At 72.0% G+C, this 11,295-nt stretch carries 12 protein-coding genes; 7 read left to right on the forward strand and 5 right to left on the reverse strand.

What is annotated here, in order from left to right; all coding sequences use genetic code 11:
- Nucleotides 1-75: 75 nt before the first annotated feature.
- The 3 genes from ABTW95_RS14895 to ABTW95_RS14905 are packed head-to-tail and all read left to right on the forward strand — an operon-like array spanning nt 76 to nt 2,643.
- Nucleotides 76-1,092: an iron-siderophore ABC transporter substrate-binding protein gene (locus ABTW95_RS14895; RefSeq protein ID WP_218826780.1), complete on the forward strand. Its 1,017-nt coding sequence runs from the start codon at nt 76-78 to the stop codon at nt 1,090-1,092.
- A complete protein-coding gene (locus ABTW95_RS14900; RefSeq protein ID WP_089328071.1) occupies nt 1,092-2,393 on the forward strand; it encodes a lysine N(6)-hydroxylase/L-ornithine N(5)-oxygenase family protein in 1,302 nt (433 codons plus the stop codon). The genes ABTW95_RS14895 and ABTW95_RS14900 overlap by 1 nt, the downstream gene beginning before the upstream one ends.
- A 52-nt stretch (nt 2,394-2,445) precedes the next feature.
- Complete coding sequence (locus tag ABTW95_RS14905) at nt 2,446-2,643, forward strand: MbtH family protein (protein ID WP_089328070.1); 198 nt, start codon at nt 2,446-2,448, stop codon at nt 2,641-2,643.
- 86 nt (nt 2,644-2,729) lie between these two features.
- Here ABTW95_RS14905 and ABTW95_RS14910 read toward each other — a convergent pair whose 3' ends face one another.
- The 4 genes from ABTW95_RS14910 to ABTW95_RS14925 all read right to left on the reverse strand — a co-directional run bounded on the left by ABTW95_RS14910 (nt 2,730) and on the right by ABTW95_RS14925 (nt 6,115).
- On the reverse strand, nt 2,730-3,593 hold the full coding sequence (locus tag ABTW95_RS14910) for a CE1 family esterase (RefSeq protein ID WP_089328069.1): 864 nt from the start codon (nt 3,591-3,593) through the stop codon (nt 2,730-2,732).
- Between the two features lie 98 nt (nt 3,594-3,691).
- Nucleotides 3,692-4,966 (reverse strand): MFS transporter, encoded by a 1,275-nt coding sequence (locus ABTW95_RS14915; protein WP_500226537.1) that lies wholly within the window; start codon nt 4,964-4,966, stop codon nt 3,692-3,694.
- A complete protein-coding gene (locus ABTW95_RS14920) occupies nt 4,963-5,430 on the reverse strand; it encodes a MarR family winged helix-turn-helix transcriptional regulator (RefSeq protein ID WP_500226538.1) in 468 nt (155 codons plus the stop codon). The genes ABTW95_RS14915 and ABTW95_RS14920 overlap by 4 nt, the downstream gene beginning before the upstream one ends.
- Before the next feature lie 124 nt (nt 5,431-5,554).
- Nucleotides 5,555-6,115: a hypothetical protein gene (locus ABTW95_RS14925; RefSeq protein ID WP_396449081.1), complete on the reverse strand. Its 561-nt coding sequence runs from the start codon at nt 6,113-6,115 to the stop codon at nt 5,555-5,557.
- Nucleotides 6,116-6,189: 74 nt separating this feature from the next.
- On the opposite strand from ABTW95_RS14925, the gene ABTW95_RS14930 reads away from it, so the two are divergent.
- The 4 genes from ABTW95_RS14930 to ABTW95_RS14945 all read left to right on the forward strand — a co-directional run bounded on the left by ABTW95_RS14930 (nt 6,190) and on the right by ABTW95_RS14945 (nt 10,447).
- Entirely contained in the window at nt 6,190-6,384 is a 195-nt protein-coding gene (locus tag ABTW95_RS14930; RefSeq protein WP_396449082.1) for a hypothetical protein, read from the forward strand.
- 511 nt (nt 6,385-6,895) lie between these two features.
- A complete protein-coding gene (locus tag ABTW95_RS14935; protein ID WP_500226539.1) occupies nt 6,896-7,918 on the forward strand; it encodes a phosphotransferase family protein in 1,023 nt (340 codons plus the stop codon).
- A 324-nt stretch (nt 7,919-8,242) separates the two neighbouring features.
- Nucleotides 8,243-8,695 carry a MaoC family dehydratase gene (locus ABTW95_RS14940; protein ID WP_500226540.1) on the forward strand — a complete coding sequence of 151 codons (453 nt, stop codon included), beginning with the start codon at nt 8,243-8,245 and terminating at the stop codon, nt 8,693-8,695.
- Between the two features lie 105 nt (nt 8,696-8,800).
- The gene (locus ABTW95_RS14945; RefSeq protein ID WP_500226541.1) at nt 8,801-10,447 is read left to right on the forward strand and encodes a long-chain fatty acid--CoA ligase; all 1,647 of its coding nucleotides are present in this window, start codon (nt 8,801-8,803) and stop codon (nt 10,445-10,447) included.
- A gap of 100 nt (nt 10,448-10,547) precedes the next feature.
- Here ABTW95_RS14945 and ABTW95_RS14950 read toward each other — a convergent pair whose 3' ends face one another.
- The gene (locus tag ABTW95_RS14950; protein WP_396449085.1) at nt 10,548-11,150 is read right to left on the reverse strand and encodes a TetR/AcrR family transcriptional regulator; all 603 of its coding nucleotides are present in this window, start codon (nt 11,148-11,150) and stop codon (nt 10,548-10,550) included.
- Between the last annotated feature and the right edge of the window lie 145 nt (nt 11,151-11,295).

The raw sequence follows: 11,295 nt of genomic DNA on the forward strand, positions 1-11,295 counted from the left end.
GTGGTTAGGTGAGGCTAACCTAAGATCCCTGATCAGCAACCCCCCACGAAGAACCTGGAAGGACACCGGTCCTCTATGCGCACCATGATGCGGCGCCTGGCCGCCACCGCCGCGCTCGTGCTGAGCCTCGGCACGGTCGCGGCCTGCGGCGACGACGATCCCGCCGGCGACTCCACCGGCGGCGGGTCCGCCGGGGCGTTCCCGGTCACCGTCACCCACAAGCTCGGCACCACGAAGGTCGAGTCCGCGCCGAAGCGGATCGTCGCGCTCGGCGAGATCGACCAGGACGTGCTCCTCGCGCTCGGCGTCGTCCCGACCGCCATGGCGGAGCTGACCGGCGTCCAGTCCGACGGCCTCGCGCCCTGGAGCGCGCCGAAGCTGACCGGCGCCAAGCCGAAGCTGCTGAAGGCGGGCGAGGCCGGATACAACCTGGAGGAGGTCGCCGCGCTGCGGCCCGACCTCATCCTGGCGGCCGGCGACTACTACATCGACAAGGAGTACGAGAAGCTCTCCAAGCTCGCCCCGACCGTCGCCTACCAGACGGGCCCGGCCGAGGACACCTGGCAGCAGATCACCCTCCAGGCCGCCAAGGCCATCGGGCGCGAGGACGACGGCAGGAAGCTCGTCGCCGACGTCGAGGCCAAGGTCGCCTCGGTGAAGACCGCGCACCCCGAGCTGGAGGGCAAGGGCTTCGCGTTCACCAGCGTCTTCCCCAACGGCAACATCGGCGTGATGAAGTCCAAGGAGGACACCAGCGTCAAGCTGCTCCAGCAGTTCGGCATGAAGCTGCCCGAGCAGATCGCGAACCTCCCCGGCGACGGCTTCGCCGCCGAGCTGAGCATGGAGAAGGTGTCCGTGCTCGACGTGGACGTCCTGCTCAGCAACTTCAACAACGACGCCGCGACGCAGAAGAAGATCGAGGGCAGCAAGCTGTTCGGCGACCTCGCCGTCGTCAAGCGCGGCTCCTACGTGCCGCTCGACCTCAAGGCGTTCTGGCCGCTGCGCACCCCGACGCCGCTCGCCGTCCCCTACGTCGTCGACACCATCGTCCCGAAGATCGCCGAGGCCGCCGGCAAGGTGAAGTCCGCCTGATGCAGGAGGAGCGCATGCAGCCCCGCGTCCACGACGTGGTCGGGATCGGCTTCGGCCCGTCCAACCTCGCCCTCGCCGTCGCCCTCGCCGAAGAGGACGAGCGGCGGGGGGAGGACGGCACCGGCGTGGACGCGGTGTTCTTCGAGAAGCAGCCGGGGTTCGGCTGGCACCGGGGCATGCTGATCGACGGCGCCACCATGCAGGTCCACTTCCTCAAGGACCTGGTGTCGCTGCGCAACCCGGCGAGCCGGTACTCCTTCCTCGCCTACCTGCACGCCCGCGGCCGGCTGGTCGACTTCGTCAACCACAAGACGATGTTCCCGACCCGGGTGGAGTTCCACGACTACCTCGAATGGGCGGCCGCCGCGTTCGCCGACCGCGTCCGCTACGGCTCGGAGGTCGTCGCGCTGCGCCCGCGCGACGACGAGGTGCTGGAGGTCGTGGTGCGCCGCGACGACCGGCTGGAGACCCACCTCGCCCGCAACGTCGTCATCGGGGTCGGGCTCGAACCCGTGCTGCCCGAGGGCGTCCGGGCGGGCGAGCGGATCTGGCACACCGAGGACCTGCTGACCCGGCTCGGCGAGCGCGACGGCTGGAACCCGCGCCGGGTCGTCGTGGTCGGCGCGGGGCAGAGCGCCGCCGAGGCCGTCGAGTACCTGCACCGCACCTACCCGGAGACGGAGGTCTGCGCGGTCTTCGCCCGCTACGGGTACTCGCCCGCCGACGACAGCGCTTTCGCCAACCGCATCTTCGACCCGGCCGCCGTCGACCACTACTACGCCGCGCCCGCCGACGTGAAGCGGATGCTGTTCGAGTACTCGCGCAACACCAACTACTCGGTGGTCGACCTCGACCTCATCGACGAGCTGTACCGGCGCTTGTACGCCGAGAAGGTCGCGGGCACCGAGCGGCTGCGCGTCCTCAACGCCTCCCGCGTGCTGGACGTCCGCGACGACGGCGGCGCGGTGCGCGTCCGGGTGGGGTTCCTGCCCACCGGCGAGGCCGCCGACCTCGACGCCGACGCTCTGGTCTACGCCACCGGCTACCGCGAGCGGGACCCGTTCGACCTGCTCGGCGAGGCGGGCGGCGACTGCCTCGCCGGACCGGACGGGCGGCCCGTCGTCGAGCGCGACTACCGCGTCGCCACCGCCCCCGGCCGGTCCTGGGGCGTCTACCTGCAGGGCGCGACCGAGCACACGCACGGGATCGCCTCGTCGCTGCTGTCCATGACCGCGGTCCGCACCGGGGAGATCGTCCGGTCCATCGCCCGGCGCTCGGCGGGCGTGACCCCGGCCGTCTAGAGAGCCGCCAAGAGAGCCGCCAAGAGAGCCGTCAAGAGAGAAGGAAGGCGCGATGACCAATCCGTTCGACGACCCCGACGGGACGTTCCGGGTCCTCGCCAACGCCGAGGGCCAGCACTCGCTGTGGCCGGCGTTCGCCGACGTCCCGGCCGGCTGGACGACGGTCTTCGGGCCCGAGTCGCGCTCGGAGTGCATCGGCTACGTCACGGCCAATTGGAAGGACATCCGGCCGCGGAGCCTGGCCGGCTGACCTCGGGCGGACGGCGTGCCCCGCGCCGCCCGCCCCTCCGTGCGCCGGCCTCCGTCCGTCAGCCTCCGTCCGTCGGCCCCCGTCCGTCAGCCCGCCGGCAGGGACGGCCGGGCCGCGAAGAACTCGCCGATCATCCGGCTGGCGTAGGACGGCCACTCGTGGCCGCCGCCCTGCTCGGTGCACAGCGCGACCAGCTGCGGGCCGGGCCCGGTGCCGACGCAGCCGTCCGGCCCGCCCGGGACGGGCCACGACAGCGCGGGCAGCCCGTTCACCCAGCGCCAGAACTCCATGACGATCTGCACGGCGATGAACGGGAAGTGGACGTCGGCGTCCATGTTCCCGCCGCCCGTGTACGGGACGGACGGGTCGAGCGTCCCGTGGAAGGCGAGCACCGACACCGGCTTCGCCGGGGTGCAGCCGATCGCGAGGGCGCCCGACACGACGGCGATGCCGGCGAGCCGCTCGGCGCGCTGGCAGGCGTACCGGTAGGCCATCCCGCCGCCGTTGGAGAAGCCGGTCATGAACACCCGGCGCCGGTCGGCGACGCCCTGCTCCACCAGCGTGTCGATCAGCTCGTCGAGGAAGGCCATGTCGTCGATGCCCGCCCAGCGGGCGAACGAGCAGCACGCTCCGGCGTTCCACGTGCCGAGGAAGCCCTCGGGGTAGGCGACGGCGTAGCCCTGGGCGTCGGCGACCGCGTCGAGCCCGCTCTGCCTGCGGACGTACTCGGGGTCGTTCAGGCCGCCGTGCATGGCCACGATCAGCGGCAGCGGCTTCCCGGCGGGGCGGCCCGGCGGGAGATGCAGCAGGTAGGGGCGGTCCCAGCCGCCCATGGCGATGGTGTGCTTCGTTGTGCCAGGGGCATCCTCGGAGGCCCCGGCGGGCAGGGGGTGGGCGACGAGCGCGGCGAGCACCGCCACGATCGCCGCCGCCCGCGCGGCGATCTTCATGGCCCCGATCTAACGCTTGGTACGCGCGTGCGGCTACGCACCCGCGCGCAGAAAAGATCGGTGCTTTTTCGCGCGCAAGTGCGTAGCGGGCCGCCGCGCTACGACCCCGCGCCGGAGCCGGTCTCCGCGGCCTCGGTGATCTCCGCGTCGGGCTCGCCCCGGCCGGCGTGCGCGTCGACCTCGGCCTGGTTCCGCTCCGCCTCGGCGAGGTCGCGGTGCCCGAGGGCCAGGACGCCGATGCCGAGCGCGATCACGCCGGCGCCGATGGCGAACGGGACGTGGATGTTGGTGTGCTCGACGAGCCGCCCCGCCGCGTAGGGGGCGAGACCGCCGCCGATGAACCGGACGAACCCGTAGGCGGCCGACGCGACGGGCCGCTCCACCGGCGCGATCACCATGACGGCCTGCGTGGTGACCGTGTTGTTCACGCCGATGAAGATCCCCGCGACGATCACGGCGGCGATCAGCACCGCCTGCGAGTCCACGAAGACCGCGATCACCGCGACGTTCACCGCGAACAGCGCCAGGTTGCCGTAGAGCGTGCGCGCCAGGCCGAACCTGCGCTGCAGCAGCGGCGCGCCGAACACCGAGAACAGCGCGACGAGCAGCCCCCAGGCGGTGAACACCAGGCCGAGCCGCATCGCGCTCAGCTCCATCGGGAACGGCGCGTACCCGAGGACGGTGAAGAAGCCCCAGTTGTAGCAGAGGGCGGTCAGGCTCATGATCAGCAGGCCGCGGTGCCGGAGCGCCTTCACCGGGTCGGCGATCGAGGTCCTGCGCGCGGGTCTCGGCTGCGGTTCGACCAGGACGACGGTGGCGACGAGCGCGGCGGCCATCAGCGCGGAGACGCCGTAGAACGGCCCGCGCCAGCTGATGTCGCCGAGGACGCCGCCGAGCAGCGGCCCGACGGCGATGCCGAGGCCGAGCGCGGACTCGTAGGCGATGATCGCGCCGCCGAGCCCGCCGCTCGCCGACGCCACGATGACGGCGAGGGAGGTGGCGATGAACAGCGCGTTGCCGAGGCCCCAGCCGGCCCGGAAGCCGATGATCCCGGAGATGCTGCCGGACGTCCCGGCGAGGGCGCTGAACACCACGATCAGCGTCAGGCCGGCGATCAGCGTGCGCTTCGCGCCGATGCGGCTGGACACGAAGCCCGTCACCAGCATCGCGACCGCCGTCACCACCAGGTAGCTGGTGAACAGCAGCGTGACCTGGCTGGGGGAGGCGTTCAGATCCTCCGATATCGCGGGCAGGATCGGGTCGACGAGGCCGATGCCCATGAAAGAGATGACGCAGGCGAAGGCTACGGCCCACACGGCCTTCGGCTGGCGGAACAGGCTCTGCGCCGCCCTGTCGTCGGTGACTGGTCTCATCCGTGCTCTCTGCGTTTCGGGTCTCCGGGGACGCCGAGGGCGGCGCCGGCCAGCCGGTCGAGCGCCGGCAGCGCGGCCGCGATCGCCTCCCGGTCGGCGGCGGGCAGCCCGGCGAGCAGCCCGGCCAGCCGCTTCGCCTGCGCCGCGCGCCGCCGCGCCAGCTCGGCGCGTCCCGCTTCGGTGATGTGCACCGCGACGACCCGGCGGTCACCGGGCAGCGCGCGGCGTTCGGCCATCCCCTCCCGCTCCAGCCGCGACACCAGCTGGGTCATCGCGGGCTGGGTGACGCCCTCGAACACGGCGAGCTCGGTCACCCGGCGGGGGCCGAAGCGCTCCAGCGTGGCCAGCGTCGACACGGTCGTCATCGAAAGGTCGCGGGGCTGGGACAGCGCGCGCATCAGCGAGTACAGGCGCCCGAGGCCCGCGGCGAGCTCCAGCTCGTCGGGAGGGGACGGCGAATCCACGCGTTCCGGTGTATCACAGACTTATATGTTTGCCAAGCTAAGTACTTTCGGGCGGGACGCGCCGAGCCCCCGGCCGGGGGGAGGGCCCGGCCGGGGGCTCGTGTTCCGCGATGGTCCGTGGCGGTCAGTCCCTGCCGAGCGCCGCCAGCTCCTTCTCGATCGCGCGCTGGTGCGCCTCGGCGTCCTCGCGGGCCCGCCTGGGGCTCCAGCGCCCCGTCATGACGAAGATGAACGGCAGGAAGACGATCTGGCCGCCCAGGCAGACGTACCACCACGTCCGCCACTGGCCCGGGCCCTCCTCCGACGCCTTCTCGACCTCGGCGCCGTGCTCCTTCAGCACCTGCAGGTGCGGCTGCGCCTTCTGCACGGTCGCGAGGCCGGGGAGGCCGACCTCTTGCGCGGCGCGGGCCTGCAGCTCGGGCGGTGCCTGGCCCTCCGGGTACTTGCCCAGCTCGGCGAACAGCTGCGGGTGCTGGTTCACGATGGCCAGCGCCGGCGCCGCCTCCTCGGAGGCGACCTGCACCTCGTGCCCGTGCTCCACGAGTGGCGTCACCGACGTCACCACCACCGGGACGAAGGCCGCCGACCCCGCCACGACGAGCCGCAGGATCCACCCCCAGACGGCGAGCCCCGTCGCGGTGGCCGCCGGGTTGTGCTTCTCGACGGTCTCGGTGAAGCCCGCCATCCACGGCGGCGCGGCCGAGCTGCGGCGAGAAGTCCCGGATCAGCGCCGGGGTCGCGACGAGGACGATGCCCTCGATGAAGCTGAGCAGCGTGAACAGCGCGAGGAAGACGTGCCTGTCCGGCGAGTGCGGCAGCACCAGCACCAGCAGGCCGGCGACCAGCAGGCCGTACACGACGAGGTTCGCGCGGCCCCAGCGGTCGGCGAGCCCGGCGAGCAGCGAGGCGAACGCGCCGACCGCGTTGCCGACCACCGACAGCAGGATGAAGTAGGCGAACGACATCGAGTAGTGCGTCATGATCGACGTCGCGACCGCGTACTGGATGTAGAGCAGGTAGTACAGGACGATCGTGGTGGCGACCACGATCGCCAGATAGCCGTAGCGGCGCCCCGTCTCCGGGTAGCGCGGAAGGTCGCGGCGCCACAGCCGGGCGGCGGCGCCCGGTGCGGCGGCGCCCTCGGCGGCGGTGCCGGTGGTCGAGGAAACGGACATGCGGGGACTCCTCCGGGCGGTGCTCTCCCCCGAGAACCGGTCCTGAGCGGAGCGGCGAAGTGCGTCTTCACCGCCGGCCGTCCGGACACGTTAGACCCGCGAAGCATCAATGGCAATAACTCCAGACCATTGAAACCGACCAGTCGGTATGGTCTTATCTACGTGCCGAGACCTGCCCGGGAGCGGTGCGGGCCGGGACTTCGCCATGCGCGTCCGCCGCGCGTCCATCCCGGCATACCGCGCCATACCGACCGGACGGTACAAGGCTTTGGGCGGCCTGAGGAGAGACAGTGCGGGCATTCGAGGAGAGCGGCGTCCCCGGGCTCCCGCTGGACCGGTTCGGGGAGTTCTTCGCCCGCGTCCGCCCGGACGCGGGCCGCCCCCTGCGCGCGCGGCTGGTCGACGGCGGGCGGTCCAACCTCACCTACGAGGTGACCGACGGGCGCTGCTCCTGGATCGTCCGGCGGCCGCCGCTCGGCCACGTGCTCGCGACCGCCCACGACATGGCGCGCGAGCACCGGGTGATGACCGCGCTGGCCGGCACCGCCGTCCCCGTGCCGGAGACCTACGCCCTGTGCGAGGACCCGGACGTGATCGGCGCGCCCTTCTACGTCATGGAGATGGTCGAGGGCACCCCGTACCGGAGCGCCGCCGAGCTGGCGCCGCTCGGCCCGGACCGCGTCGCGCGGATCGCCGACCGGATGATCGACACGCTGGTCGAGCTGCACGCCATCGACCCCGTCGCCGTCGGCCTCGACGGCTTCGGCCGCCCCGAGGGATTCCTCGCCCGCCAGGTGCGGCGCTGGAAGAAGCAGCTGGACGCGTCGCGCAGCCGCGACCTCCCGGCCGCCGACGAGCTGCACGCGCTGCTGGCGGCGAACCTGCCGGCCGGGTCGGCGGCCGCGATCGTGCACGGCGACTACCGGCTCGACAACCTCCTCGTCGACTCGCGGGACCGCATCGCCGCCGTGCTCGACTGGGAGATGGCGACGCTCGGCGACCCGCTGACGGACCTGGCGCTGCTGCTGGTCTACATGGGGCGCGGGACCCCGGTTCCCGGCGCGCGCGACGCCTCCGCCGCGCCCGGCTTCCCCGCGCCGGACGAGGTGGTGGCCCGCTACGCCGAGCGCAGCGGCCGGGACCTGTCCGCCATCGGCTTCTACGTCGCGCTGGCCTGCTTCAAGCTCGCCGTGATCTCCGAGGGCATCCACTACCGCTACATCCACGGCCAGACGGTGGGGGAGGGGTTCGACTCGGTCGGCGCGGCCGTCGAGCCGCTGCTGCGCGCGGGCCTCGCCGCCCTGTCCGGCTGACGCGCTGGTCCACGGAAACGCCCGCAACGCATCGCCGCTGGTAGACCACGGTACCGCCAACGTGTGTGACGCATCACGGGCTGTGCGCGCTGTACAGGGTGAAGCCGGATCTCGCGGCGGTGCCGGCGGGCGCGGAGGGGAGCCCGCGCGTCACACCCGCGCCGGCGACCAGCCGGCGGGCTGGACGGTTCCGCGGCGCCGGGGCGGACGCCGCGGAACCGTCCCGTCCGCCGGCCTTCCTCCGGGCATTGCATACCAACCAGTCGGTATGTTGTCATCGAGGCGCGCGCCCGGCGGGCGGGCGCCCGGACGGAGGTCATCCCGATGCGGACGTTCAGCGGCGTCGACGACTACGAGAAGGCCGTCGGAACCCACCTCGGCCACAGCGACTGGCACACGATCACGCAGGAGCAGGTGGACCTGTTCGCGGACGCGACCGGCGACCGCCAGTGGATCCACGTCGACCGGGAGCGCGCCGCCGCCGGCCCGTTCGGCGGGACGATCGCGCACGGCTACCTCACGCTCTCGCTCATCCCGATGCTCGTCTCCCGGATCTACCGGGTCGAGGGCCTGCGGATGGGCGTCAACTACGGCGCGAACAAGGTGCGGTTCCCCGCGCCGGTCCCGGTCGGCTCGCGGGTCCGCGCGGGCGCCGAGCTGCTGTCGCTGGACCGCGGGCCCTCCGGCGCCCGCGCCGCCGTCCGCGTGACGATCGAGCGCGAGGGCGGCGACAAACCCGTCTGCGTCGCCGAAATCCTCTCCGTCCTCGTCGGCTGATTGACGGCGGCCGGACCAGGAAATTATGGTGAACCGACCGGTCGGTATGTGCGGTGTCCCCGTGCCGCGCCGGCCTTTTCCCTCGCGTGTTCTCGGAGAAATGCCATGATCCCCAGCACGATGCAGGACTTCCCGCTGTCGGTCGCCGCGATCCTGCGGCACGGCGCGCGCGTCTACGGCGGCAGCGAGTGCGTCACCTGGACGGGCGGCGGCGCCCCGCGGCGGGCGACGTTCGCCGAGATCGCCCGCAACGCCGAGCGGCTGGCGTCCGCGCTGGCCAGGCTGGGCGTCCGCCGCGGCGACCGGGTGGCGACCTTCTGCTGGAACAACCAGGAGCACCTGGAGGCGTACTTCGCGGTGCCGGCCATGGGCGCGGTGCTGCACACCTTGAACATCCGGCTGTTCCCCGAGCAGCTCTCGCACATCGTCAACCACGCCGACGATCAGATCGTCATCGTCGACGACAGCCTCGTCCCGCTGCTGGCGCGGGTCGTGAAGGAACTCCCCGCCGTGGAGGCGTACGTCGTGGTGGGCGACGGCGACGCGTCGGCCCTGGAGGCCAACGACAACGGCGCCCCGGTCCTCCGCTACCACGATCTCCTCAACGCGGAGGAGCCCGGCTACGAGTGGCCCGACGTGGACGAGCGATCCGCCGCCTCCATGTGCTACACCAGCGGCACCACGGGCGACCCCAAGGGCGTGGTGTACTCGCACCGCTCCACTTTCCTGCACGCGATGGCCGTGCAGTCGGCGTCGATGGTGGGCATCACCGAGGCCGACCGCGTCCTGACCATCGTCCCGATGTTCCACGTCAACGCCTGGGGCCTGCCCTACGGCGCGTTCCTGTCCGGGGCGACGCTGCACATGCCGGGCCCGTTCATGCAGCCGGAGCACCTGACCGCGTTCATCGCCGAGGAGAGGAGCACGCTGGCCTCCGCCGTCCCCACCATCTGGAACGGCATCCTGGCCTACGGCGAGCAGCACGAGATCGACCTGTCGTCCCTGCGCTCCGGCACGTCCGGCGGCGCCGCCGCGCCCCGCTCCCTCCTGGAGCGGTTCGAGCAGCGCTACGGCCTGCGCATCATCCAGGGCTGGGGCATGACCGAGACCAGCCCTCTCGGCGGCATGGCCTTCCCGCCGCCCGGAGTGGAGCCGGGCACCGAGGAGGACATGGAGTGGCGGCTGAAGTCCGGCCGCGTCGCCGCGGGCGTGGAGATGCGCATCGTGGACGACTCCGGCGCCGAGCTCCCGTGGGACGGCGAGTCCGTCGGCGAGATCGAGGTCCGCGGCCCCTGGATCACCGGCTCCTACCACCGCGACCCGGCGCCGGAGAAGTTCGACGGCGGGTGGCTCCGCACCGGCGACATCGGCACCATCGACGGGCGCGGCTTCTTCCAGATCACCGACCGCGCGAAGGACGTCATCAAGTCCGGCGGCGAGTGGATCTCCTCCGTCGAACTGGAGAACCACCTGATGGCCCATCCCGCCGTGGCCGAGGCCGCCGTCATCGGCATCCCGGACCCGCGCTGGGACGAGCGCCCCCTGGCCTGCGTCGTCCTGCGCCCCGGCGCCATCGCGACCGCCGAGGAACTGGCCGCCTTCCTGGACGGCAAGGTCGCCCGCTGGCAGGTGCCCGAGTACTGGACCTTCATGGACGAGATCCCCAAGACGACCGTGGGCAAGTTCGACAAGAAGCCCCTGCGCGCCCACCACAAGAACGCGGCCTTGAAGATCGAGCACATAGCCCGCTGACATCGGTGTGGTCGGCCGGCGCCGGCCGCCGGCCGACCACACCGATCCCGGCCCTCTTAGAGGTGACCCGCTCCCGCCCGTAGGACCAGACCCGGGCCACTCAGCTCTTCAAGCCGTTCAGGAACAGGTCTACGTAGTGTTCGCTGATCGCTTCGGTTTTCAGGGTGCCGCCGGGGCGGTACCAGACGCCGATCTGGTGGACGGTGCCGAAGAAGAAGTGGACGGCGATGTCGGCGGGGGTGGAGGTGCGGAAGGTGCCTTCGCGCTGGCCTTCTTCGACGAGGGCGCGGAAGCGCTCGTGGTAGCGGCGGCGTTCGGCGCGGACGGCTTCGCGGCGGTCGCGGGGCAGGAGGTGGGTGGAGCGGAAGAAGACGGTGAAGTCGTCGAGGTAGAGGAACGAGGTGTTGAGGACGTCGACGGCGGCGGCGCGGAGGCGCTCTTCGGCGGTGCCGGGGCCGTCGGCGATCTGCTCCAGGCGCGACATCTGCAGGCCGAGGAGCCGGTGGTAGATCTCGTACAGGAGGTCGTCCTTGGAGCCGAAGTAGTGGTACATGGCTCCTTTGGTGACGCCGGCGGCGTTCACGATCTCCTGGACCGAGGTGTTCTCGAAGCCCTTCTCGGCGAACATGCGGGTCGCCACGGCCAGCAGCCGGTCGGGCAGCGGCAGGTTTGCGGGCAGCCGGCCCACGGGCGCCTGCGTCATGACTCCACCTCCGTTCCGGGATTGCCCCCGGGGTCTCGCGCCGTCCCGGCCACGGCCGCCCGCAGATCGCCGACAGCCTACCGGCGACGCCGGGTGCTGCGCGGGGACCTGCGCATCGGCTGTTGACCGGGAGCGCCCGATGATT

This window comes from Spirillospora sp. NPDC127506 (assembly GCF_040302145.1).
Taxonomy (GTDB): domain Bacteria; phylum Actinomycetota; class Actinomycetes; order Streptosporangiales; family Streptosporangiaceae; genus Spirillospora.

Bases quoted from the DNA above. Each gene is read 5' to 3' on its own strand.
- ABTW95_RS14895 (WP_218826780.1), top strand. From the start codon at position 76: ATGCGCACCATGATGCGGCGCCTGGCCGCCACCGCCGCGCTCGTGCTG.
- ABTW95_RS14925 (WP_396449081.1), bottom strand. From the start codon at position 6,115: ATGGCGGGCTTCACCGAGACCGTCGAGAAGCACAACCCGGCGGCCACC.
- ABTW95_RS14950 (WP_396449085.1), bottom strand. From the start codon at position 11,150: ATGACGCAGGCGCCCGTGGGCCGGCTGCCCGCAAACCTGCCGCTGCCC.
- ABTW95_RS14910 (WP_089328069.1), bottom strand. From the start codon at position 3,593: ATGAAGATCGCCGCGCGGGCGGCGGCGATCGTGGCGGTGCTCGCCGCG.
- ABTW95_RS14945 (WP_500226541.1), top strand. From the start codon at position 8,801: ATGATCCCCAGCACGATGCAGGACTTCCCGCTGTCGGTCGCCGCGATC.
- ABTW95_RS14940 (WP_500226540.1), top strand. From the start codon at position 8,243: ATGCGGACGTTCAGCGGCGTCGACGACTACGAGAAGGCCGTCGGAACC.
- ABTW95_RS14915 (WP_500226537.1), bottom strand. From the start codon at position 4,966: ATGAGACCAGTCACCGACGACAGGGCGGCGCAGAGCCTGTTCCGCCAG.
- ABTW95_RS14930 (WP_396449082.1), top strand. From the start codon at position 6,190: ATGAAGCTGAGCAGCGTGAACAGCGCGAGGAAGACGTGCCTGTCCGGC.
- ABTW95_RS14900 (WP_089328071.1), top strand. From the start codon at position 1,092: ATGCAGGAGGAGCGCATGCAGCCCCGCGTCCACGACGTGGTCGGGATC.
- ABTW95_RS14905 (WP_089328070.1), top strand. From the start codon at position 2,446: ATGACCAATCCGTTCGACGACCCCGACGGGACGTTCCGGGTCCTCGCC.